This window comes from Paenibacillus sp. GCM10027629 (assembly GCF_042676425.1).
GTDB classification, from domain to species: domain Bacteria; phylum Bacillota; class Bacilli; order Paenibacillales; family Paenibacillaceae; genus Paenibacillus_K; species Paenibacillus_K terrigena.
In genome coordinates this window covers 17418-42711 of the sequence record NZ_JBHTGZ010000014.1, presented here as the reverse complement: position 1 = coordinate 42711, position 25294 = coordinate 17418, and the positions used below count along the sequence as shown (strand labels likewise).

The window sequence follows — 25294 nt, the reverse complement described above, 5'->3', positions numbered from 1 at the left end:
ACATAGATCATCCCTCTCGGGAGAAAGCCGCTTGATTCAAAAGGACAATAGGGGGAGTTGGCTGTGAGGAAACTATTCGGGTTTTTCGGTAACCGTAGATGGACGAATCGGTTTTATCATTATTTATTCTCCTATATATTACTTGTTGTAATCTTACTGGTGTTTGTTGGCGGTGTGGTGTATAAATCGTTTGTGACGACGTTAAGTCATGAAATCGAATCTTCCACCGTTTCAACGATGAGCAAAATAAAAGATGATATGGATACCAGAATCGGCGAAATGAACCGGATGGCTATGCAAATCGCCTCCAATTCTTTGTTAACGCCATATAAGGTTTCAGAGGATGCGTACTCATCCTATAGAACCGTGGCAGAGCTGAAAAAATATAAATCAACCAATCTGTTTGTCAATGACATCGTTCTATATTATACTTGCCCATCCTGTACTTCCATGTACTCATCGAGCGGAACTTACGATTCAAATATTTTTTTTAACTATATTTATAACTACGAGCATTGGAGTTTAGAGCATTTTGTAACTGCATTGCCCTCCATGGATTCGCCAGTGATGAGGCCGTTGGAGCGGGTGGACATTAGCGGAAAGTCCGCGAATATGTCTACTTATATATATCCGATTTCGAACAATTCGGCCAAACCGTATGGCGCCGTTGTTTTCTTAATCGAGGAACGGACAATTAACCAATTAATTCAAAATGTACTAGGAAGAAATCGCGGATCCGTGTTTATATTAAACGGCCGAGATATCATAGCACGTCATTCGAATAGTGAAAGCGAGCAAAATGAAGCACATGTCCAACAATGGGTAGAAACGCAAACGATGACGGCTCCCGTAAGCGAAGTGAAGATTAATAATCATAGATATACCGTAATTCATGTTAAATCGGATTTCAACGGATGGTCCTACATTACCGTTATGCCGAGTGAGCAAGTGATGAATAAAGTTGATCAAAGCCGCGAATTGTTTAATTGGACAATCGCCGCTGTATTTATGCTGGGATTATTGATGGCCGTATCCTTTTCGGAAAGAAACTACAGGCCGTTGAAAAAATTGATTGCAGCTATAAGTCACGGTCAGCGTACCCCATTCACAGCGTTATCGAAAAAATCAAATGAAATCGATTTGATATCCGATTATGTATCTGAGATCAGTAAAGAATGCGAAGGCTTAACGCATAAGCTGCAAAGCCAGGCAAGTATTGTAAAAGAACAATCTCTGCTTAGGTTGGTCAAGGGCAGCGCGAAAGAAAACGAACAGCCGGATACGATGGCTGCCATCTCAAGCCTGCATTTAGATAAATCGCATTATGTCGTTTTGTTATTTTTGATCGATAACTACAATCAATTCATTCAGGAATACCCCAAATCCATGCAAGAATTATTAAAATATAGCTTAATCAAGGTTACAGAAGAGTTGTCCTCAGAGCTAGGCAACGGGTTCGGAGCTGAATTGACGGATGATCGGGGAATCGTGATTTTGCTAAATATGAACGAAGAGAGCGCTAAACTTGAGCATATTAAAAATGTAGCCGACAAAGTCAAACAATTCTTTAAACAAGATTTCCATCTGACACTGACCGTCGGAATTGGAGATATTTACGACAATTTTTCGATGATTCACCAATCTTTTTTACAGGCCAAACAAGCGACGCGTTATCGATTTATTCGGGGAAGAGACAAGGTCATTTGCTACAACGAGTTGCGAAGCTCCGGGAAATCCGAGAAATGGTATCCCGTTGAACTGGAATTGCAGCTGTTGAAGGCGATCAAGCAGGGGAATGGCGGAGCAGTTCAGAATATCATTCGGGATACAATGGAGCATATCGTAACCAAGCAAATGTCGTTAGAGGCAGTGGAGTTTTTTTGTTTTAACATTGTGAATACGATGATGAAGGCTATGATGGAATTGAATATCGAAACCGATCAAGGGATTGAGCAACTGTTAGAAAATATGTATATTCCGCGTTTTGAGACCATTGAAGAGCTGGAAAGCTTTATTAACGATTTCTGCTGCAATGTGTGCGATCACATTGTGCACAAGAAAGAGAGCAAAAATTTTGTGCTGCTTGAACGCATCAAAGTTTATATTAATGATAACTTCCGGGACAGTACGATTGATCTGAACAGAATAGCCGATACGTTCGGTATTTCCGGATCATATGCTACCAGATTTTTTAAAGATCATACGGATTGTTCCATCATGCGTTATATCGATCAACTAAGAATGGATGAATCCAAAAAATTAATCGGCAGCACGGAGTGGACGTTAAAGGAAATCATGCTTGAAGTAGGCTATGTCGATTCAACCAATTTCATCAGAAAGTTTAAAAAGATCGAAGGAATTACACCGATGGAATATAGAAAGATAATCAAAGGAAACCCGTCGGAGTTGGAAGCTGAAATAAATATTTAAAAAGCTTAGTAGGGCTGGAGACATCTGGTCCTATTTTTCATTTTTATAGGCCGACAATGAAGGAAAACCCCTATTAATAAAGCGGTTTTCTCGCCCTATCAACGCATTGTAAAAATAAGCAGATGGACGAAATAACTGCCGATGGCAGAAATTCGACTCTACGATTACTGTAGACACAGGAACGTTCCCAATCGCAGAGAAACAGGAGGAAGGTGTTGTCGTATCGATGAAAGCATTGCCTGCAAGCATGACTTCAAATTTAATCCGGCATAGAGTCCGGAAAGCGGTGCTTAAAAATTGGCGTTTATATGTAATGCTAGCGCCGGTCATCATTTATTTTATCGTTTTCCATTACTTGCCGATGTACGGTGTCCAACTTGGGTTCAAAGATTTTATCGCGACAAAAGGAATATCCGGCAGCCCTTGGGTTGGATTCAAGCACTTCGAACGTTTTTTTGACAGTTATTATTTCTGGCGGCTGTTAAAGAACACGTTAAGCATCGGCTTGTATGAACTTGCAGTCGGGTTCCCGATCCCCATCATCCTGGCGCTTATGATCAATGAAGTGCGGCATACGTCATATAAGCGGTTTATACAAACGGTCACGTATATGCCTCATTTCTTATCAACCGTCGTTCTGGTCGGCATGATCTCGATATTTTTGGCTCCTGAAACCGGGATCGTCAATTTAGTCATTAAGCTATTTGGCGGCGAGCCGATAAGTTTCTTAACAGAACCGGAATGGTTCAAGACCATCTTCGTCATGTCGGGTGTTTGGCAGCAAATGGGGTGGAGCTCGATCATTTATTTGGCCGCCTTGAGTGGAATCGATCCGCAGCTGCACGAAGCGGCCAGAGTCGATGGGGCTTCCAGATTGCAACGAATTTGGCACATCAATATTCCTGGTATCATGCCGACGATCATAATCCTGCTTATCTTAAAGGCGGGTTCCATATTGGGCGTTGGATTCGAGAAGGTTTTTTTAATGCAAAACAGTCTAAATATGGAGAGTTCAGATGTCATCTCCACTTTCGTGTACCGAAGTGGAATGTTGGATGCCCAATACAGTTTCGCGACGGCTGTAGATTTATTTAATTCGGTGATCAATTTTATTCTGCTGGTAACGGTCAACTTTATAGCCAGAAGAGCCGGAGGGAGCAGTTTATGGTAAAGAGGGCGGAAGCAGTAACGCGACAGACAACAGGGGACCGTGTGTTTGAATGGGTGAACTATATGTTGCTCGCCATCATTCTTCTTATGATCATATACCCTCTTCTATTTGTTATAAGCGCATCGATCAGTAATCCGCAGGAGGTAAACAGCGGGAACATGTGGCTCTTGCCGAAGGATATCACTTTCATCGGATACCAGAAGATATTTCAGAACAAAGAGATACTGAACGGATACCTTAATACGATTTTATATACGACCCTCGGTACGTCGATTAATCTTGTCATGACGATTCTTGCGGCTTTCCCTTTGTCACGAAAAAACTTGGCAGGAAAAAATGTTATTATGGCCATGTTCGTATTTACCATGTTCTTTAGCGGCGGGCTCATTCCAAGCTATATGCTGGTAAAAAATCTCGGTATGTTAAACACCGTATGGGCGCTGGTCATTCCGAGCGCAGTCTCGGTATGGAACATCATTATCATGCGTACTTTTTTCCAGCAGAGCATCCCGTCTGAGATTCATGAGGCGGCGGCAATGGATGGAAGCTCTGATTTCCATATGCTTTTGAAGGTCATATTACCGTTATCGATGCCGATCCTTGCTGTGATGACGTTGTTCTACAGTGTGGCACATTGGAATTCATATTTCAACGCTCTCATTTATTTAACCGACCAGGACCGTTTCCCACTCCAGTTAATTTTGAGGGAAATTTTGGTCCAGAATCAAATGGAGCAAATGTCGGAAAGCTCGGATGCGTTGACAGATCAGATTTTATACGCACAGACGATCAAATATGCCGTCATTATCGTTGCGAACCTGCCGGTTCTAATGCTGTATCCATTTTTACAGAAATACTTTACCAAGGGAATCATGATTGGCGCAGTTAAAGGGTAGAAGGCTGTAACCATTACGAGGAGGGTTTGTACGTGAAAATGAAAAAATGGATCACCTTATTTATCGGAATGATTATGATCACATCGATTCTGGGCGGATGCGGTTCCAAGGCGCCTGAAACGGAAACGACGGAAAAAAAAGAAGCTGATACGAATTTGACGGCATCCGGAATGCCGATCGTTAAAGAGCCGATCACGGTCAAGTTTTTTGCCCCAAAACGATTCGCATCGCAAAACTTGAACGACATCATGCTCTGGAACGAATATGAGAAAATGACGAATATTAACGTGGAATGGAATGATGTCATCAGGGAGCAATTGGTGGAGAAGAAAAATATTATTCTGGCCAGCGGGGATTATCCGGATGTGTTTTATGGAAGCCGCTTTACTAGCTCAGACCTGCAGAAATACGGGCAGCAGGGTGTTTTCGTCAAACTCAACGACTTGATTGAGAATCATGCGCCTAATATCAAACGTATTCTGGATCAGAATCCTGAGATCAAAAAAGCTATGACCATGCCTGACGGGAATATTTACGCGATTCCGACAATAACCGATCCGTCTTTTACGGCCATGCGTTCAGGTACCTTCATGTGGTACAAACAGGAGTGGCTTGATAAGCTAGGCGTATCCATGCCCAAAACAACGGAAGAGCTATATAACTTCCTCAAGCAAGTGAAAGAAAAGGATCCTAACGCCGTCCCGATCGGCGGCAGTGGTATTGATACCTTAATCAGTCATATTAAAGGTTCATGGGGGCTCGGCAACAGAGGGGCGTCTCATCCGAACGTTGACGTGGATCCGAAAACGGGAGAATTGCGATTTATTCCAGTCGCCCCGGAGTATAAGGAGATGCTGCAATATATTCAAAAGCTTTATAGCGAAGGACTCCTGTACAAGGATACGTTCTCGGCAAACACCGATCAAGCCATTGCCAATGGTATTGAAGGAAAGTATGTAGTGCACCCGGGTTATAATCCGGAAGCCATGTTTAAGCAAAAAGGATATATCGGCGGTTTGACTTTGACGGGGCCGCACGGGGATCAATTATATGCGAATGTGGGAGCGACAGTTGGATCGTCCGGACAATTTGTCATTACCAGTAACAATAAATATCCCGAAGCTACGATGAGATGGGTCGATTATTTGTACAGCGACGAGGGCGCAAAAATGTTCTTCATGGGCTTTGAAAACGTTACTTATAAAAAAACGGCGGATGATCAATATGAATTCGTGGATGAGATTAAAAACAATCCGAAAGGTTTGACGCAGGACCAAGCCGTCGCGCAATATTTGACCTGGCCTGGCGGCGGTTATCCCGGCATTCTGAAGCAGCAATTTTTTAAAGGATCGGAAGGGATGCCTTCCTCCATCGAAGCCGTTAAGATCGTAGAGTCTCAATTCCCTGAGGAGGTCTGGGCTCCTTTCGTTTACACGCAAGAGGAAACGGACAAAATGTCGGCGTTAAAAGCCGATATCGAAACGTATGTGACAGAAATGCAGGCCAAATTCATTACAGGGAACGTTCCATTTACGCAATGGGACAACTATACAGCAACGTTGCAAAAGATGGGTCTGGATGAATATATGGAAATTTATAAAGCTGCATATGAACGGTATAAGAAGTAAGAGGATTCCGATGACAGCCCCCTTCTTTCAGGAGGGGGATCGTTATCTCATTCGAGCAAGCGAAATTGGGAAGGGGCTTTTATCCGATGAAAGTATCTACATCATTAAACGTCTTTGGTTCTTCCATATCAAGGCTTGAAGCTATTCGAAGATGTGCTGCGGCAGGCTTTCAAGTGCTGGATATGAATTACTGGGATTTACAAAATGAGATGCTGCAAATCTGCTGGAGCGAGGAGGAAGCGTGGGCGAAGGAAATGCGCGCTTACGCGGATCAATTGGGAGTTCGATTCACCCAGATGCACGGGCCTGTTCATGGTGGGACATTTACGAACCTCGTGACAGGGTTGACGCTCGATTCGTTTGTCGGCCTTGCGGAGAGATCCCTGCGATCGGCAGCTATTCTGGGTATTCCATGGGTTGTCTTTCACCCAACCGATATCGCTATCGACGGCAAAGAAACATACGAGGAGATATTGGACTACAATTTGAATTTTTACCGCCGTTTGATTCCTGTGCTTGAAGAAACGGGAATCGGCATCGCTCTCGAAAACGGGTGCTCTGTTCAAGGTTATAACCGCTTCTTCACGGTTGCCGAAGAACTCGCCCAGCTCGTCGACGCTCTCGATCATCGGCTTATCGGCGCTTGCTGGGATACCGGTCATGCCCATGTTCAGAAGGTCAATCAGGTATCAGCTATCAAGATGTTGGGTGACCGATTGAAAGCAACTCACATACAGGACAACGACGGCGTAAGTGACCAGCATCTTCTTCCTTATCAGGGCACAATTGATTGGGTCGAGCTGGTGGGAGCGCTCAAAGAAATTCAATATAGTGGCGACTTTACTTATGAAGCGCATAATGGAGTCAACAAACTTCCTGACGGGATACGAGATGCCGGCCTAAAATATGCCCTGGAGCTGGGGAACTATGTCGTCTCACTGGAAAAAGAAAAAGGGTAACGGGTGTGAATTGAATGATATGAACAGAGCATAAGGGAGGCTACTGTCTTGAAAATCGGAGTAATCGGTTACGGAAACCGTATTAGTGGCGTTATTCGCCACGTGCAAAAACATGCATCGGACTGCCAAGTGGCGGCCATCGTGGATGTAAATCCGGAAAAACGACAAAAGGTCAAGCAAGAGAATGCAGACGTGCGAACGTTCGAAACGCCGGAAGAAATGCTGAACGAGATACAGCTGGACGGTATTATGATCGGTACGCGTTGTTCGCTCCATACACCCATGGCGCTGAAGGTGTTATCGAGCGGTCTACCGCTTTTCTTGGAAAAGCCGGTGGCTACGACATTACAGGATGTACAGCTTTTGAAGGAAGGCTATGAAGCTTCGGGCAACCGCAAGGTAGTCGTTTCGTTCCCGCTGCGCGTTACTTCGCTCGTCCAACTGGTGAAGGAAATCGTCGATTCCGGAAAAATTGGCACAGTAGAGCATGTTCAAGCCGTCAACAACGTACCGTATGGTCACGTGTACTTCCAAGGGTGGTATCGTGACGAGAATGAAACGGGCGGCTTGTTCCTTCAAAAGGCAACGCACGACTTCGATTACATCAACTATGTCCTCGGTACGAAGCCGCAAAACGTCGCCGCGATGATATCGAAACAAATTTTCAAAGGGACGAAGCCTGCCGGACTGAAATGCATCGAATGCGACGAAAAACAGACGTGTCCCGAGAGCAAGGCGTTCGGGAAAGATGACAAGGCGTACTGTTCTTTCGCGGTAGACACGGGTAACGAAGACTCCGGCAGCGCGTTGATTCGTTATGAATCCGGGATGCACGTATCGTATTCGCAGAACTTTTTTGCGCGGAAAAAGGCGGCTGCTCGCGGAGCCCGGTTCCTTGGCTACAAAGGGACGATTGACTTCGACTTCTACACCGGGCAGGTCAAAGTGTTCATGCATCATTCGACGCGTATAGAAACGTATGAATTCGGCGGAGATGAAGGTCATTTCGGCGGAGACAGCGTACTTGCGAAAAACTTCATCGAGCTGATGCAAGGCGGTACGGATTCGATATCGACACTTGACGACGGTCTGCAGAGCGCGCTTCTGTGCTTAAAAGCGAAGCAATCGGCGTTAACGGGCACATTCCAGCAAGTTTCTTTCGAGTAGTTTACAACAGCTTGTTTTTAGGGATATATTGGAATTCATATAGTCGCTTATGAGCGGTACAAAAAGTAAGAGGATTCCGATGACGGATCGTCATCTCATTCGAACAAGCGAAATAGGAGAAGGAGCTTTTACCTGATGAAAGTATCTACATCATTAAACGTCTTTAATTGTTCCGTATCAAGGTATGAAGCCATTCACCAAGGAAATATTGGATTACAATATTAATTTCTATCGCCGTTTACTTCCTGTGCTTGAAGAAACGGGAGTGGGCATCGCTCTTGAGAACGTATTCCATGTTCAAGGCTATAACCGCTTCTTTGCGAGTGCTGAAGAACTCGCACAGCTCGTCGACGCACTCGATCATCGGCTGATCGGCGCCTGCTGGGATACGGGTCATGCCCATGTGCAAAAAATCGAACAGGCATCTGCATTCCGGATACTCGGCAGCCGGTTGAAAGCGACTCACATACATGACAACAACGGCGCAATTGACCAGCATCTTCTTCCGTATCAAGGCACAATCGATTGGACTGAGCTGGTGGGGGCGCTCAAAGAAATCCGATATAGCGGCGATTTCACCTATGAAGCGCAAAATGGCGTAAACAAGCTTCCCGACGGAATACGGGATACCGGTCTGAAATTTGCGTTGGAGCTGGGGAACTATGTAGTCTCTCTAAAATAAGAGGATATAAGGAGAATATTGAATGAGGATCTTAATAATCCGTCACGCCGATCCTGATTACCCTAACGATACCATTACGGCAGCGGGGCATTTGGAAGCGAAGGCACTTGCCAAGAGGCTGAAGAAGGAAGGAATCGACCGGATTTTCAGCTCCCCGGTAAATCGCGCGGTTCATACGATGCAGTATACCGCTGAATTGCTTGGAATTGATCCGGTTATCGAACCGTGGACACGTGAATTGAGCTTGAATCCCGTTATTTTCGAAGGCAGCAAAATTGCGGCCTGGAATATTCCTGGTGAAACCGTGAGGGCCATTCAGCCATACCCTGGCCATGAAATATGGCGGGAGTGCACCCCATATTGCGATTACGCGCAGGATTACGATAAGCTCAAAGTGGATTCCGACGGTTTCTTTCAACGTCATGGATATGTAAGAGAAGAAGGCAGGTACCGCATCGTGTCGCCTAATCGTGAAACAATCGCGGTATTCTGCCATCACGGGTTTGGGGTAACCTGGCTGGCCCATTTGCTCGAGATTCCTTTTCCGCTCGCCTGGAGTGGATTTTGGCTCCCGCCAAGCTCCGTTACCACGGTTTTGTTCGAGGAGAGGAGTCAGGAATGGGCGGTTCCCCGCTGTACTGGTCTAGGAAACATAGGCCATTTGCATGAGGCGGGGTTGCAAGTCTCGACAGCCGGACTTTTGGCCAATGATATTTGAATGCGATAACTACGAAAAGCCAAGGCGGCGTCCTTGGCTTTTTCATCGTCGGTTCGGGGTATCCTGTAACTGGAGAGTCAAGGCGATAATCGATAGCCAACAACTTGTACTCACAAGTAAATATCCGGGCTTCCACGGTGCAATGCACTCTTCCATAATCGGATACGCGAAACACTCGGTCTATCATGCCGGGAGTTTTTTGATGTACAGTTAAGAGAGAAAAGGTAGGACCTAAGGAGGTAAACGCTATCTTTATACCTATAAAAACGCGACATGAGGGCCTTCATGTCAACAAGTGTATACCCAATGTCATAAATTATCTATTTGAAAGGAAGGCCACATTTCATAATGTTACAGTAAGGACATTGACATATGTTATAAGCTTCTATGACGTGTCGGAATCTCGGAAGGGAGGAAAGAGCATCGAGGTAAGCTGAAATGGAAGCGCATACCATTTGGGAATTTGATGTTTCTTGACTCAAGAATCAGAAGGGAGTTAGCACGATATGAAGAGGAGTAGAAAATGGGTTGCGCTAATCATGGCTGCGATCATGATCGTAACGATGATGCCGATCGCGCAAGCGGGAGAGGCGCTGCCTACACAGAAAGAAGAACAGACGTCAACCGACCTGCCTGGCGGAGTCGATCCGGTTGATCCATTGGTTCAACCGATTGCTAACGCAGAGGGTGTCACTGCATCGGTATACAACGACGTCTATCGCAACCTGGCTGCAGGACTGTCTTATGAGTGGTCAGAAGAGCCGGAAGCTTCCTATCCGGATGAAGGCGACAAATTGACGGATGGAAAATATGGGGCAGCCGATAGATCCGACGCAGCATGGGTGGGCCACCATTTGAAGAAGACACGCGAAGTCGTGTTTGATTTGGGGGCGAAGAAGTCCATCACGGCTATTAAAGCGAATTTCCTCGAAGATTGGTCATCGAACAACGTACTCGTGCCGCTTACAGTATCGATGTATGTCTCCGATGACAAGGTGAATTGGGGCTTGCTCAAAGACAATGCAACACAAAAGCTGTGGAATGACGGCAAATACACAGAGACTTATGTGTGGGATGGCAGCAAGGACGGCATTAAAGCGATCGGCCTAGATGCGAAAATTGCTTATGCTCAGTATGTCAAAGTCACTTTCTCCATGCACACCCGCGCGATGACGCTTGTGGATGAGATTGAAATTATCGGTCAAGACGGGCAAGCCGATGGAGCGGTAACCGTGCCAACTCAAGAGGCGAAGCTCTTAGCGCCTGGCGACGCGACAGCGGGGATCGAGGACCTAGGGCTGCTCTATAACGGCTATTATGCGGATAAACCTGAAATAGGGAATTGGAAGAAGGATCGGATTATTCCGAATATCAGTTACGTCGACAAGGATACGAAGCAGCCGACAGAATGGCTCTTTGACGGGATTCTCTATCTCGGAACGACCTCTCCGAAAGGACGCAGTTTAGGGGCAGCGGCGGGCTTGCCTTCCATTCTCGAAGACTGGGAGTGGTATTTGGATAAAACCTTCGCGGAAAAGGGCGATATGCAGCAGCTGAACGAGGCGACGAAAGAAGTCGGAGGGAAGTTGGGTGATTCGAATCATAAGACAAAGGTTGTTCTGATGATTCCGTATCCGGATGAGCGAGTAACCAACTTCGGGAACGTTAATGGTGAAAATCTCAACTTTACTGGGGATAATTCGCAAGCGCTTTCAAATCGTGCAAAGGCAACGCAATGGTATATCGACGAGGTACAGAAGCGCTGGACTGCGGCGAACTATTCTAATCTTGAGCTGGTAGGCATGTACTGGTTGGAAGAGCAAATCGGTACGGATGCGAAAGGCCCAGAATTGCTGAAATTGGTGAGCGGTCAAGTTCATGATAAGAATTTGAAGCTGTTCTGGATTCCGCATTTCTTAGCGTATAAGGCATTTATGTGGAAGGATGTTGGCATTGATGCGGTAGCGTTCCAACCGAACTATTTCTTCGAGCCGACAGGTTATGATCGTTTTGAAGATGCTTCGAACATCGCGAAGCGTTATGGGATGTCCAATGAATTCGAGTTCGATGATCGGATGCTGACGGATGGCGTCTTCCGCGAGCGGTATATCGATTATTTGAACAGCGGTGTGGAGACTGGGTTGATGGCAAATGGCTTCAACGCTTACTACCAAGGCAATAATGCTGTTTATGATAGTGCGGTGAGCACAGATCCAGCCAATCGTGTACTCTATGATTGGTTGAGAGACTATGTCAAAGGAACCTATTCAGTCAACAATGCCGCTCCGCCTGAAGTGGAAGTGCAGATGAACGGCAAGCCGTTTGAGGCAGGGGGAGTTCTGGCGGATTCCGAGAAAGTGAAGTTTACATGGAACCTTAAAGATGCTGCCGATCCAAGTATGATCAAAGTTTCTGCGATGTATGATGGAAAGCCTTACACGGCAGGGACGGAAATCACGTTAAAGAATATGCTTGGCAAGCATGTGTTGGATGTTATCGTCACTTCGGGGAAATCGAAGAAAACATCGTTTACTTTCGAAGTGAAGACAGATGCCGCGACAATGACTGCGCTCGTGGACAGTTACGTCAACGACAAGAAAATGAGTAGCAGCGACGCAACGGCACTTAAAGTTTACCTCGACGCGATGAAACAGGCGGAAGGCGGCGCCAATCCAGCCGAATTCACGAAGTCTCTGAAGAGCTTCAATGCGAAGCTGGACCAATTGAAGAAGAACATTGCGGGCGATGCCTATGCGACGCTGAAGGAAGGCGTCTATTACCTAGCAGGCAGTCTGGCTCAAGGCAAACCTGTTGAAGTATCGTCGATTGAAAATAATAATCCGAATTATGTCCCATCCAACGCGGTGGACGGATTCCAAGCGACTCGGTGGGCGAGTCACTATGATGACGCGAACTGGTTCCTAGTCGATCTGGGTCAGCCGACGGCGATGGATACGGTTCGCATCAGTTGGGAAGGTGCTCGCGCCGACACGTATAAGCTGCTCGTATCGGACGATAAGAAGACTTGGACCAATGTGATGCCGAATGACGGCATTATTAAAGCGCAAGATGGCAAAGAAACGGTTCAATTCAATCCGGTTACGGCGAGATACATCAAATTCGAAGGCGTCAAGCGGGCTACGGGCTACGGTTATTCCTTCTATGAGTTCGGCGTATATTCGCTGTCCGATCAGCAGATAACGCTGGAACGCAATCTTGCGTTAGGACTGCCATATAGCTGGTCGCAGGAGCCTGAGGCATCCTATCCGGATGGTCAGAAGAAGTTGACAGATGGCAAATACGGCAAATTGGATGTCAAAGATCCAGCGTGGGTCGGACATCTCAAGAAGAAGACGCGCGAAGTTGTGTTTGATTTGGGCGAACAGAAATCGATTTCCAAGATTAAAGCGCATTTCCTAGAAAGCTGGCCAACGAACAATGTGCTCGTGCCGCTGACGGTCTCGATGTATGTCTCCGATGACAAAGTGAATTGGGGATTGCTCAAGGACAGCGCGACACAGGAACTCTGGAGAGACGGAACCTATGACGAGACCTACCAGTGGGATGGCAGCAAAGACGGAATTAAGAGCATTGGAGCAGATGCAAAGATAGCCTATGCTCGTTATGTAAAAGTAACCTTTACCATGCATACGACAGCGATGAGCTTCGTGGATGAAATTGAAATTCTCGGCCAAGATGGCAAAATTGCTGGAGCGGTAACCGTTCCGACACAGACGCCGAAATTCTTGGCACCTGGCGAAGCGACAGCGGGAATTAAGAATCTTGGATTGCTCTATAACGGGCAATATGCGAATAATTTGGGGACATGGACGAAGGATCGGATTATCCCGAACATCAGTTATGTCGATAAGACAGGGAAACCTGTAGATTGGCTCTTTGATGGCGTCCTTTATCTCGGAATTAATCCTCCAACACCGGGTCGTGATTTTGGTGGAAATTCATACCTGGAGGATTGGAACTGGTACTTGAATAAAACGTTCGCTCCTACAGGAGAAATGTATCAGTTGAATGAAGCGACGAAGGAGGTAGGAGCAGCATTAGGTCAGCCTAATCAAAAGGAAAAGGTTGTCTTGATGATTCCGGATCCGGGTGAGTCGATTAAGAATTTTGGAATGATTAATGGTGAAAATTTAAGCTTCAACGCTTCAGATGTTGGAAAAGAGAAAGCACTTGCGAATCGAGAGAAAGCGGTTCAATGGTATTTAAACGAAGTGAAGCAAAAGTGGGAAGCAGCGAATTATTCCCATCTTGAGCTCGTGGGTATGTACTGGCTCGAAGAGCAAATCAGCACAAGTTCTACAGGACCAGATTTACTTCGTTTGGTAAGCGCTAAAGTCCATACGATGAATGTTTCCGGCAATAACAGTATGAAGTTCTTCTGGATCCCACACTTCTACGCATACAAGAGCTTTATGTGGAAGGATGTCGGGTTTGATGCCGTTGCTCTCCAACCGAATTATTTCTTCGAACCGAATGACTATGAGCGCTTTGAAGATGCAGCGAACCTCGCGAAGCAGTATGGCATGTCCAATGAAGTTGAGTTCGATGATCGCATGCTGACAGATGGCGTATTCCGTGAGCGGTATGTCGATTATTTGAACAGTGGTGTTGAAACGGGTCTGATGAAAGATGGCTTTAGAGCTTACTACCAAGGAAATAATGCCGTGTATGATAGTGCGGTGAGCAAAGACCCTGCCACACGCGTTCTATATGACTGGCTCTATCAGTACGTGAAAGGAACGTATCAAATCAACAATGCTGCCCCTTCAGAGGTGGATGTGCAGATGAACGGGAAGCCGTTCCAGAGTGGGATCATCCTGCCGGACAGTCAATCCATTTCGTTTACATGGAAATTAAAAAATGATGATGGACTGACGAAAGTAACGGCTACGTATGATGGGAAGCCTTATACTGCTGGAACCGTTATACCACTAGCCGGAAAGCTTGGAAAGCATGAGCTGGTCGTTACTGTAACAGCGGGCAAATTGAAGAAAACGTCGTTTGTAATCGAAGCAACGACGAATGCATCCGGTATGAAAGTGTTAGTCGACCGCTTTGAAAAAGCGCAGCAATTTACGAATTCTGCAACGGTGCGTTCTTTGAACAACTATTTGGAAATGATGAAGCGCTACGAAGGGATAGATGCAGCGCAAGTCACCAAGTATCTCAAAGGCTTTAACGCAAAGCTGGATGAATTCAAGAAAGCGGGTACGATAAAAGATGAGGCGTACAATACGCTGAAGGAAAGCGTCTATTACCTCATTGGCAATTTGGCGCAGAATAAAGCGGCAGAAGCTTCATCGACCGAAGGCAATAATGCGAATTATGGACCGGCCAAAGCCGTCGATGGATTCCCTGCTTCAAGATGGGCGAGCGATTACGTGGACAATACTTGGTTCCTGGTCGATCTCGGTGAAGTGAAGGAAATGGATACGGTCCGAATTGATTGGGAATATGCTCGCGCCGATAAATACAAACTTCTTGTCTCGAACGATAAGCAGAACTGGATCAATGTCATGCCAAATGACGGAATGATTACCGCGCATGATGGCAAAGAAACGGTTCAGTTCAACCCGGTCAAGGCAAGATACATGAAGTTCCAAGGAATAAAAAGAGCAACCGATTACGGATATTCCTTCTACGAGTTTGGTATCTATAACCTCTCAGGTGCCGTAGACGTGAAGGGCATTGACGGCATACAAGTAAAGGTTGATCAGGAAGCGAAAAAAGTAACGATTGATGGATTGTTGATGAATGGCGTCCTTACAGATGTGAAGTTGAAGGTGATTGATCCGAAAGGCAAGGTTCTTCTCGAAGATCAGACGAAGAGTACTGTCGCGGCAAGCTTCCAATTCACATTCAAACTGACGGGTAATTTAAAGGGAACCAATGAGGCGTATCTATCCACTGGGTATATGAGTGAGCCTGTGAAAGTGACCTTCGAATACCAAAAAGAAAATCCGGGCAAAGGCCACGATAAGTAATAACCGAAGTAAGAACGTTTGAGGCGTAACATAACAAGTCGATTAGGTATCAGACCACGGGGTCTATACCTGATCGGCTTGTTTCTATATATTCCCATAATAGATTGATAGATGGTCCAACGAAGTTGAATCGAGGCGAACGGGCAGTTGCACACCTCGTCATCTATTGGTAAGGTATTTAGTAAAAGTGAACGAATTTAGGAGGGGATCGGATGGCAACCATTAAAGATATTGCAGAAAAGGCTGGGTTCTCAAGTGCAACCGTGTCACGTGTGTTGAATCAGGATTATAGCCTTCAAGTCTCAGAGGATACGAGACAGCGGATCTTTGATGCTGCGAATATGCTGGGCTATAAGAAAGGCGGCAGTCGAGCCAAGAAGAAACATGGGGAAGCAGCAGTCGAATCATTGAATATGGGCCTAGTCATCTGGTGCTCGGAACAATTAGAGTTTTCTGACCCCTACTATTTGGCGATTCGCCAAGGAATCGAACGAGAATGCGCGAATCAAGGCATGAATGTGACGAAGGTCTTTCGACTTATGGATAGCCATCAGGAGATCGATTCGCACCAGTTAGATGGATTATTCGTGATCGGTAAGGTGGATTTGGATTTAGTTCAGAAGTCGCCGGAAGCGAAATCGGTAGTTTACATAGATTATAAGTTGGAAGACTGTGATTCGGTCATGTTCGATCTTCGAAAGGCTGCGAGACAGGCCATGGAGCATTTGTTCCAGCTTGGACATCGCAGAATCGGATATATAGGCGGCGTTAGCTATATATGGAGGGCTGAAGGAAGAGTACATAACGTCGATCAACGCCAACTGGAGCATGAAGCTATGATGAAAGAGCGTGGGCTGTTCGATCCGAACCTCGTATTCGTGGGAGATTGGCGAACCGAAGAAGGGTATCGATTGATGCAGCAGATGCTGCAATTGAAGGAACGGCCAACAGCGCTCTTAATTGGCAGTGACCCGATGGCGATTGCGGCGATTAAGGCAGCGAATGAAGCAGAACTGAGAATACCAGAGGATATTGCAATGGTCAGCATTGACGATATTCAAATGGCCTCGTTCGTGACGCCTCCGTTAACGACAGTTAAAGTGTACGCAGAGGAAATGGGGGTAACGGCCGTGAAGATGATGGCAGATCGGTTGAAAGGCCGTGAGGTGTCGCTGCATGTCACCGTTCCGACGAAGTTGATCATTCGGAAGAGCTGCGGTGCGGAGATGAAAGGATAAGGGAATAAGATTCTATTGAACATTTTAGTAAATTTTATTACACTATTTTAGTAAAATAATGGAGGGGATGCACATCATGTGGATACGTTAAATAGCACACATTTGCTCCGGCGGTTATCGCTGTGTGCGATTGTCTTATCGACCGGCCTGACGCTCGTATGGCCCATCAATACGCTCTATATGCATGAGCAGTTCGGCGGGACGCTAAGTATGGCGGGTTTGGTGCTGCTGCTGAATAGCGGAGCTGCATTTGTTGGCAATTTAATTGGGGGGATCCTATTTGATCGCTGGGGCGGTAAGCTTCCCGTTCTCTGCGCGATAGCAGGCTCAGCTTGTGCGGTAGCAGCAATGGGGTTGGCGAATGATCTATACACTTATGCGGTGCTGTTAACTTTGCTGGGTCTTTTCAGCGGCTTCGTCTATCCGATCTTAAATGCCATGGCAGTAACAGGCTGTCCCGGGGAAGAGCAGCGTGCGGTTAATATTCTATTCGTGTCGCAAAATGTCGGGATGGCGCTGGGTGCGGCGCTTGGCGGCTTTGTGGCGAATTTGTCGTTCCAGCTTGTATTTTTCGGCAATGCGTTATTGTATGTCGTGTTCTTCGTATTGTTCGCCAGTCTAATACGTCAGCCGCATCAGGGGCATCGAGACGCGATGAGTCCATCGCGAAGTCAACGGGACGGCCGATTATGGAACAGCGGTTCGGGGCGTGCGGTTATTGCAGCTTGTATCGGTTTTGCCGTCTCATGGCTCTGTTACTCGCAGTGGTCTGCGGTTGTTCCGCTTCACGCCAAGGTGCAGGGAATTTCTTTTTCTTTATACAGTCTGCTATGGACGGTCAATGGCGGGCTTATTCTGCTGTCGCATCCGCTCAAAACATGGATTATACGTCGGTACCAGATCGCGCTGCAGACACAAATTCGGTGGGGGACCTTTTTCTTCACCGCCGGTCTCTTGCTCGTCGGTTTTGCATCATCGTATTGGCAATTCGTGCTCGCGATGGTCATCATGACTTGCGGGGAAGTGCTGGTCTTCCCGGCTGTTCCAGCATGGATGGTAGAATCTGCGGACGGCAGCTCGAAAGGAAAGGTGCTCGGAGCTTGTGCCGCGTCCTCTACGGTTGGACGGATGCTAGGCCCTTGGTTAGGAGGCCTAGTGTATGAAGGATGGCCTGGTCATTGGGTCTTCACCATCGCAGCCGCTATTTGCTTGGTAACGATATGGCATTATCGGCAGGCGGGGCGACAATTGGCTAGAACTGATGCTGACGTAAAGGCTCCCAGTAAAGGGAAATACATTTCTACCACGCCTTAAGAAATGTAGTAAGAATGGCCCAAGAGCAGCGAATAAGCTGCTCTATTTTTTTTACCCTTTTTTGTGCAACAAGGCTCTTGCTTATTTCAAAATTGGATGATAAAATGACATCAATATTTACTAAATATATACAATGTAAGCGATGTATATTTAGTAAATTTATAATCGGGTAAAAGGGTGGTATGCGGCCAACAGTGCATAGAGGTTGTATGGAGAGGTTGAAAATGTAAGCGAATACATTTGAGGGGGTCCATGCATGAAAAGAAATTGGTCATTATTAATTGCTATTATTCTTGTATTAACAACGCTTGCTGGTTGCACGGGGAAAGATGAGGCTGCCGAACAAGGGGCCGATAAACAAACAGGAGATCAGACGACTCAGAATTCGGAGAAGAAAGTCAATGAATTCAATTGGGAAGTCCCAGACAAAACAATTGAGATCAATTTCTACTCCGGGCAGGATAATCCAGATAACGTTAACAAACACCAAGCAGAGCTTCAAAAATACATTCTCGAGAAGTTCAACGTGAAACTGAACAATATCGTCTACGATGTGGACCAAAAAGAAAAAATGAACCTCATGCTCGCTAGTGGCGATTATCCGGAAGTGATCACCGGTCTGAATGAGTCCCAGGCGCAGCAGTGGATTGACCAGGGTAAGGCGGTTGAAATTGGTCAATATATCGATAAACTAGGACCAAACATTAAGCGTCAATTAGACACATGGCTCAAGTCATATTATAGCGAAGATGGCAAGTTATACATGCTGCCGAAGTACTGGGGATTGCTACCGATTCCGGATTATTCCGCACATATCCGAAATGATTGGTACACGGCTATGGGATCGCCGAAATTTGAAACACCTGAGCAATACTATGAAATCTTGAAGCAAATGCAAGCTACGCATCCGAAGAACGCCAAAGGCGAAAAAACGTTTGCGCTTTCAGGGATAGCCCCTGTTACGACCAATATGGTGCCGACACTTGCCGGCATGTGGGGATTACAGAACGGTTATAAGGTTAGTCCAGAGGGTGATATGACCCATTGGGTTAATACGCAAGAAGGCTTTGAACTCACGAAATTTATGAACCAAATTTATCGTGACGGGTTGCTTGATCCGGACACTTTCGTCAACAAATTCGACGATTGGAAGGCGAAATTCTCGTCTGAGCGCATCATAGGCCATATCGGTTGGTGGTGGCAGTCATGGAATGCAGGCCATGAAGTGTGGCAGAAGACGAACAAGAACTGGAAGGAAGATCAACGCTATGTACAAGTCGCGTTAAAGGCTTCGGGCGTGGAGAAAGCTTATTTATCTCCGAAGAACGCACGTAGTGGATCTTTCACGATTATTACAGACAAAGCGAAAAACCCAGAGGATATCATCAAATGGATGAATTTCTCGATTACGGATATAGGTACACGTCTCATTGGTTGGGGTGCTCCGAATCAACCAGATTCGGTATGGAAATATGAAAATGGAAAATGGAGCTGGGTGGAAAGCGCCAAAAAAGCGATCATCGACGGAACGTGGAATTATGATAACTCTGATAAGTTAGGTCAAAACTACCTGATGCTTGTTGAGGGCCAAGGCACGATGAAGGATGATGGCAAAAGCACGATTTGGTTCGACCAGAACTTCAACGATGAAGCCAAGTGGAAGAAGATCATGAATGAGAACTTGAAAGATACGATCTACGATAACTCGATGGGCTCGATCACGATCCCGGCGAATGATCCGCTAAGCATGACGAAGCAGCAAATCGACGATCAGATTGAGACGCTGTGGTCGAAGGCTGTAATGAGCAAAACCGAGGATGAGCTTACGAAAAATTTCAACGACATGAAGGAAAAGCTGAACAATACGGGACTGCATGATATCGAGAAATACAGATCTGATGTGTATAAGGAACGTATGAAGACCTGGAAGTAACGCACATAAGTGAACGAGAGGAAGGAAGCGCTTCCTCTCGTTCGAAATTTATTGACTAGAGAAAGTAGGTGACTGGATGAATACTGAAGTTGTGCAGGCATCGACACAACCCAAATCAAGATTCGAACATATTAAGCGGACCGTGTACAAGGAACGTCAGCTATGGCTAATTAGTATTCCGATGATCATATGGGTGATCATTTTTAGTTATATTCCGATGACTGGTATTATTATTGCTTTTATGAAATACATTCCCGGAAAGCCGATATTAAGCAGTCATTGGGTGGGGCTGAAGAATTTCGAGATGTTTTTCCACTCTCCGGATTTTTGGAATATTCTTCGCAATACGCTGGCAATCAGCGGACTAAACATGCTATTTGGTTTTACGGCGCCGATTATATTGGCTCTGTTGATTAACGAATTACGGTTGAGAGTATTCAAGCGTGTTGTACAGACCATTTCCTATTTGCCGCATTTTATTTCATGGGTTGTTGTCGCGAGTATTTTGTTTGCCATTCTAGGCAATGAAGGGTTTTTGAATGACATGTTGATGCGGCTGGGCTTCATCGATAAACCCATTGCGTTCCTTGGGGAGGGAAAATACTTCTGGGGACTAATCACAGCGACGAATGTGTGGAAGGATGTCGGTTGGGCCACGATCATTTATTTATCTGCCATAGCTGGCGTGGATTCGGAACAGTATGATGCAGGTAAAGTGGATGGCCTAGGCCGGTTCGGAATTGTATGGCATATTATTCTGCCAAGTATTCGACCAACGATCGTCTTGCTGTTTATTCTGGGGATCGGCGGCATTCTCAATGCGGGCTTCGAGCAGCAATTGCTGATCGGGAACTCACAGACGAGAGAATACCATGAGGTTATCGATACGTATGCGTATAAATACGGGATTCAGCTAGGCAATTATTCCTATGGCGCAGCGATTGGATTATTCAAAAGCGTGATATCGCTCGTGCTCGTGCTCACCGTCAACCGGATCAGTAAAAAGAAACTAGATACTTCGATTTTATAGGAGGTAGACGATATGAGTTCGATAGGAATAAAACCTACTTTGGGTAGTCGTATATTTGACGTATGTAATGTTGTATTTATGCTGGTATTCACTTTTGTTATGCTGTACCCGTTCGTGAATTTGCTGGCGATCTCCTTCAATGACGGAGTGGACGCCGCAAGGGGAGGAATCTACTTTTTCCCTCGCGTCTTTTCGCTGGATTCCTATGCATTTTTGTTTAAAAATGAAAAGCTGTTCTCCGGACTATGGATATCTATCTTGCGGGTTATTGTTGGAACGATCACCTGTGTATTCATGACGGGACTTCTAGCCTATATCGTTACGATCCGGAACTTCTCCGGCAGAAAATTTATGCGTCTTTTGTTTTTGATCACGATGTATTTTAGCGGTGGCTTGATTCCGACATACTTGTTGATGGTTCAGCTTGGGTTGACTAACACCTTTAATGTGTATTGGATACCAGGTCTTCTAAATGCGTATTACATGCTGCTTATGGCATCTTACATGCAAGGGTTGCCGGAATCGTTATTCGAATCCGCACGGATTGACGGGGCCTCTGAGCTTAAAATTTATGCAAAAGTTGTTATTCCCATCTCTCTGCCAGTGTTCGCTGCGATTGCCGTATTCAGTTCGGTTGGTCACTGGAATTCATGGTTCGACGTTATTCTGTACAATTCGAGTGGAACATGGGACACCTTGCAGACGTATCTTCGCAAGCTGCTGCTTGAGGTTGAAGCACTGCAACAAATTCAGGATGCGCAGGCAGCCTATTCGAAATACCGCAATATATCCAGCTCTACGCTTCGGGCGGCAGTAACCATGGTCGTTACGTTACCGATCGTGTGTGTCTATCCGTTCATGCAGAAGTATTTTGTTAGCGGTATCACATTGGGTGCGGTGAAGGGGTAATTCAAATCACAGAAGTAAGATAAGGACAGGGAGGAACTGCTGGTGAAGACAATGGAGATAGAGATGAATCAAATAAATACAGGAAAATATCATGTTACAGTTATCGGAGACGATAATCGGTTTCGTGCCACGCTCAGGTCACAAGAGGTTAGCGAAGGTGTGGAACTGCTGCATATTCGGCTCGAAGCAGATGCTAAGGTACAGCCTTCGGAAGTAGAAATTGTATGGCATATCCCGGCAATCGATATTCATGGGTATTGGCATCCGGCTGCCTACCGGAATCGACGTCTTCACGTGGATTGGGAGCGAGGGCTCACCTCCAAAGCGACTTATTCGGCTCCGGTCGGTTGTCTATTCAATACATTAGGCAGCAATCGGCTGACTTTTGCTTATTCCGATGCCATGAATGCAGCCGCGATGTCGGCAGGGATTCATGAAGAGACGTCGATGTTCCGCTGTGCAGTGAAGCTGTTTACGGAGCCGATGGCACCGATTCAGACTTATGAAGCCGTGATCCGCTTGGATGCGAGAGATGTGCCGTATTACGAGAGTCTGGATGACGTACAGCAGTGGTGGGCATCGCTTCCGGGCTATGCACCGGCTTCGGTACCCGAAGCGGCGAAGCTGCCGGTGTACTCGACTTGGTATAGCTTCCATCAGCAGCTCGACCCCGAGCAGATCGAACATCAATGCCGTCTGGCCAAAGCGCTGGGGTGCGAGATGGTCATCGTGGATGACGGATGGCAGACATCCGATAACGCGCGAGGTTATGCGTATTGTGGAGATTGGCTCGTGAGCGAGGAGAAGATTCCAGATATGCGGGCCCATGTGGACCGTGTTCACGAGATTGGGCTGAAATACATGCTGTGGTATTCGGTTCCTTTTGTAGGGAAGAAAAGCGATGCGTGGCATCGATTTGAACATAAAATGCTGACTGTATTCGACAATCTTGGCGCCGGCGTGCTGGATCCAAGATATCCGGAAGTACGGGAATATATTATCGGTTTATATGAAAAGGCGTTCGTGGAATGGGATTTAGACGGCTTGAAGCTAGATTTCGTGGACAGCTTCTACGCGACGGAAGAGACGAAGGGGAAGCAGGACCCCGAGATGGATTTCTCATCCGTACCTGAAGCGGTCGATCGGTTGCTGAGTGACGTCATGGCGAGGCTGCAAGCGATCAAACCGGATGTCATGATCGAGTTCCGTCAGAACTATGTGGGTCCACTGATGAAAAAATACGGAAATTTGCTTCGTGCGACCGACTGTCCGAACGATGCGACGGAGAATCGAATTCGTACGATCGATGTGAGGCTTCTAAGCGGCCAGACCGCTGTGCATTCCGACATGATCATGTGGAATCCGAACGAACCTGCAGAGAGTGCGGCGCTCCAATTCATCAACATTCTATTCTCTGTCCCGCAGATCTCCGTGAAGCTGGATCAAATCCCGGAGGAACACGTACAGATGACCTCCTTCTGGTTGTCCTTCTGGCGCGAGCATCGGGATGCTCTGATTGAAGGCAAGTTAATGCCTGGGCGGCCGGATTTCTTGTATCCAATGATCAGTGCGGAAACTGCGGAGAAACGTATCCTTTGCGTCTATGAAGATGTCGTTGTGAACGTAGGCGACGTGGTACCCGATACGCTGATTGTCGTCAATGGAACATTGAATACGCGTCTTGTACTTGAACTTGCGAACGACCTTGGTCACGTTGAGCTGGAGACGCGCAATTGTCTAGGGCAAGTCATTGATTGCCAGCAGATGACCTTGCATGCAGGGCTTCAACGGCTTGATGTTCCTGCATCTGGTATAGTGACGATCAAGAAGGGCGGGGTGATTTGATTGCAGAAGAGCAGTCTTCTATTCGAATCATCGAGTGCCGCATTGAATGAGGCCTTTGCTTGGGCCAAAGAACAAGCGTTATCGTATGCGCATTTGGATGATCCAGTGGGACCATGGTATGAAGCGGCTTTGCCGGGGCGAGATGCTTTTTGTATGCGTGACGTCGCGCACCAGAGCACAGGCGCTCATCTCCTAGGCTTGCACATGCATAACAAGAACATGCTGCAGCAATTTGCGAGACATATTTCCGGCCTAAGAGATTGGTGCTCGTATTGGGAGATCACGAAGGATGGCCTACCGGCACCGGTTGATTATACGGATGATAGTGATTTTTGGTATAACCTGCCTGCGAACTTCGATCTCGTCGACTGCTGCTTGCGGCAGTATCAATGGACCGGGGACAAGGACTATATCGAAGCGTCAGATCTGGTGAACTTCTACCATCACACCGTCTCGGATTATGTTGACCGCTGGGATAAGGACCGGGATGGATTGCCTGAGCATTATACGTTTTATGGTCGCCGCGGCATTGCTTCCTACATGGAGGATGGCATGCATCCGCTTGTAGCCGGAGATCTCGTAGCGGCGCTCTACGGCGGGTACCGTGCTTATGCTGAAATTCAGAAGCTTCGTGGATATGAGGGGCACCATCAGAAATATTCGGACAAAGCCGATGCGTTGCAGACCATGTACCGGGAGCAATGGTGGAATGAGCAGATGGGGCGTTTCTATGGTGCGATCTTACAGGATCGTTCGTTCTATACCCCTTATTATGCGTCTGCGCAGTATCTTCCTTTATACTTCAGGCTGATCGATGATGCCGAGAAGCTGGACAAGGCATTGCTCGATGTTGTGAAGCATGGTGGGAACAATGTCGAGGAACGATCTTATCTGGCGGAAATTTATTATCAATATGGATTGAATGATTTCGCATATTCGTTATTGCTTGAGTTATCGCATCCGAAGATGCCGCGGCGGGAATACCCGGAAGTGTCTTATAGCGTGATTACTTCTCTGATTACGGGGATGATGGGGATTGCTCCGAGTGCAGCGGACCGTGTGCTTGTAACGCAGGCGCGGCTTAGCCCTGTAGCGTGGGCTGAGGCTAGACATATTCCGGTCTGGTCGAATGAAGTTCATGTATCGCATATGAGTCAGCAAGAGACTGTGCTGGAGCATGTGTCCGGACCGATGTTCGTGTGGGAACCCCAATTCTCGGGTATATGGCGTATGATATCCGTCAATGGAACCCCGGTCGAAGCGAAAGTGAAGCACGTGAAGGGGATCGGGCCGATCAGTTGGATTCAATGGAATACGGTGCCTGGCGAGCGATTTGTCGCAGAAGCTATAGCGTAGTTTACTAGAAAGT

General features: G+C 46.6%; 16 protein-coding genes. All 16 read left to right on the top strand.

The window, feature by feature from the left end:
- Positions 1 to 63: 63 nt before the first annotated feature.
- The 16 genes from ACFQZR_RS25065 to ACFQZR_RS24990 all read left to right on the top strand — a co-directional run bounded on the left by ACFQZR_RS25065 (position 64) and on the right by ACFQZR_RS24990 (position 25281).
- Positions 64 to 2430, top strand: a complete 2367-nt coding sequence (locus ACFQZR_RS25065; RefSeq protein WP_379351073.1) for a helix-turn-helix domain-containing protein — start codon at positions 64 to 66, stop codon at positions 2428 to 2430.
- Between the two features lie 247 nt (positions 2431 to 2677).
- On the top strand, positions 2678 to 3601 hold the full coding sequence (locus tag ACFQZR_RS25060) for an ABC transporter permease (protein ID WP_379351071.1): 924 nt from the start codon (positions 2678 to 2680) through the stop codon (positions 3599 to 3601).
- Positions 3595 to 4497: a carbohydrate ABC transporter permease gene (locus ACFQZR_RS25055; RefSeq protein WP_379351069.1), complete on the top strand. Its 903-nt coding sequence runs from the start codon at positions 3595 to 3597 to the stop codon at positions 4495 to 4497. Before ACFQZR_RS25060 ends, ACFQZR_RS25055 begins: the two co-directional genes overlap by 7 nt.
- A gap of 38 nt (positions 4498 to 4535) precedes the next feature.
- Positions 4536 to 6125 carry an extracellular solute-binding protein gene (locus ACFQZR_RS25050; protein ID WP_379351175.1) on the top strand — a complete coding sequence of 530 codons (1590 nt, stop codon included), beginning with the start codon at positions 4536 to 4538 and terminating at the stop codon, positions 6123 to 6125.
- 86 nt (positions 6126 to 6211) lie between these two features.
- On the top strand, positions 6212 to 7084 hold the full coding sequence (locus ACFQZR_RS25045) for a sugar phosphate isomerase/epimerase family protein (RefSeq protein WP_379351067.1): 873 nt from the start codon (positions 6212 to 6214) through the stop codon (positions 7082 to 7084).
- Positions 7085 to 7132: 48 nt separating this feature from the next.
- Positions 7133 to 8251: a Gfo/Idh/MocA family protein gene (locus ACFQZR_RS25040; protein ID WP_379351065.1), complete on the top strand. Its 1119-nt coding sequence runs from the start codon at positions 7133 to 7135 to the stop codon at positions 8249 to 8251.
- Between the two features lie 184 nt (positions 8252 to 8435).
- Entirely contained in the window at positions 8436 to 8933 is a 498-nt protein-coding gene (locus tag ACFQZR_RS25035) for a sugar phosphate isomerase/epimerase family protein (protein ID WP_379351063.1), read from the top strand.
- A 22-nt stretch (positions 8934 to 8955) separates the two neighbouring features.
- Complete coding sequence (locus ACFQZR_RS25030) at positions 8956 to 9651, top strand: histidine phosphatase family protein (RefSeq protein ID WP_379351061.1); 696 nt, start codon at positions 8956 to 8958, stop codon at positions 9649 to 9651.
- Between the two features lie 506 nt (positions 9652 to 10157).
- The gene (locus ACFQZR_RS25025) at positions 10158 to 15656 is read left to right on the top strand and encodes a DUF4855 domain-containing protein (protein ID WP_379351059.1); all 5499 of its coding nucleotides are present in this window, start codon (positions 10158 to 10160) and stop codon (positions 15654 to 15656) included.
- 212 nt (positions 15657 to 15868) lie between these two features.
- Positions 15869 to 16894, top strand: coding sequence for a LacI family DNA-binding transcriptional regulator (locus tag ACFQZR_RS25020; RefSeq protein ID WP_379351057.1), 1026 nt, complete (start codon positions 15869 to 15871; stop codon positions 16892 to 16894).
- A 78-nt stretch (positions 16895 to 16972) separates the two neighbouring features.
- Positions 16973 to 18208: an MDR family MFS transporter gene (locus tag ACFQZR_RS25015; RefSeq protein WP_379351055.1), complete on the top strand. Its 1236-nt coding sequence runs from the start codon at positions 16973 to 16975 to the stop codon at positions 18206 to 18208.
- 256 nt (positions 18209 to 18464) lie between these two features.
- A complete protein-coding gene (locus tag ACFQZR_RS25010; RefSeq protein WP_379351053.1) occupies positions 18465 to 20141 on the top strand; it encodes a type 2 periplasmic-binding domain-containing protein in 1677 nt (558 codons plus the stop codon).
- Between the two features lie 76 nt (positions 20142 to 20217).
- The gene (locus ACFQZR_RS25005; RefSeq protein WP_379351051.1) at positions 20218 to 21171 is read left to right on the top strand and encodes an ABC transporter permease; all 954 of its coding nucleotides are present in this window, start codon (positions 20218 to 20220) and stop codon (positions 21169 to 21171) included.
- A 12-nt stretch (positions 21172 to 21183) separates the two neighbouring features.
- The gene (locus ACFQZR_RS25000) at positions 21184 to 22080 is read left to right on the top strand and encodes a carbohydrate ABC transporter permease (RefSeq protein WP_379351048.1); all 897 of its coding nucleotides are present in this window, start codon (positions 21184 to 21186) and stop codon (positions 22078 to 22080) included.
- A 51-nt stretch (positions 22081 to 22131) separates the two neighbouring features.
- The gene (locus tag ACFQZR_RS24995) at positions 22132 to 23925 is read left to right on the top strand and encodes a glycoside hydrolase family 36 protein (RefSeq protein ID WP_379351174.1); all 1794 of its coding nucleotides are present in this window, start codon (positions 22132 to 22134) and stop codon (positions 23923 to 23925) included.
- Positions 23926 to 25281 (top strand): alpha-L-rhamnosidase-related protein, encoded by a 1356-nt coding sequence (locus ACFQZR_RS24990; RefSeq protein WP_379351046.1) that lies wholly within the window; start codon positions 23926 to 23928, stop codon positions 25279 to 25281.
- Positions 25282 to 25294: the final 13 nt, after the last annotated feature.

Excerpts from the sequence above, each read along its gene's own strand:
- ACFQZR_RS25060 (WP_379351071.1), top strand. The coding sequence starts at position 2,678 with ATGACTTCAAATTTAATCCGGCATAGAGTCCGGAAAGCGGTGCTTAAA.
- ACFQZR_RS25055 (WP_379351069.1), top strand. The coding sequence starts at position 3,595 with ATGGTAAAGAGGGCGGAAGCAGTAACGCGACAGACAACAGGGGACCGT.
- ACFQZR_RS25050 (WP_379351175.1), top strand. The coding sequence starts at position 4,536 with ATGAAAAAATGGATCACCTTATTTATCGGAATGATTATGATCACATCG.
- ACFQZR_RS25045 (WP_379351067.1), top strand. The coding sequence starts at position 6,212 with ATGAAAGTATCTACATCATTAAACGTCTTTGGTTCTTCCATATCAAGG.
- ACFQZR_RS25035 (WP_379351063.1), top strand. The coding sequence starts at position 8,436 with ATGAAGCCATTCACCAAGGAAATATTGGATTACAATATTAATTTCTAT.
- ACFQZR_RS25030 (WP_379351061.1), top strand. The coding sequence starts at position 8,956 with ATGAGGATCTTAATAATCCGTCACGCCGATCCTGATTACCCTAACGAT.
- ACFQZR_RS25025 (WP_379351059.1), top strand. The coding sequence starts at position 10,158 with ATGAAGAGGAGTAGAAAATGGGTTGCGCTAATCATGGCTGCGATCATG.
- ACFQZR_RS25020 (WP_379351057.1), top strand. The coding sequence starts at position 15,869 with ATGGCAACCATTAAAGATATTGCAGAAAAGGCTGGGTTCTCAAGTGCA.
- ACFQZR_RS25010 (WP_379351053.1), top strand. The coding sequence starts at position 18,465 with ATGAAAAGAAATTGGTCATTATTAATTGCTATTATTCTTGTATTAACA.
- ACFQZR_RS25005 (WP_379351051.1), top strand. The coding sequence starts at position 20,218 with ATGAATACTGAAGTTGTGCAGGCATCGACACAACCCAAATCAAGATTC.
- ACFQZR_RS25000 (WP_379351048.1), top strand. The coding sequence starts at position 21,184 with ATGAGTTCGATAGGAATAAAACCTACTTTGGGTAGTCGTATATTTGAC.
- ACFQZR_RS24995 (WP_379351174.1), top strand. The coding sequence starts at position 22,132 with ATGGAGATAGAGATGAATCAAATAAATACAGGAAAATATCATGTTACA.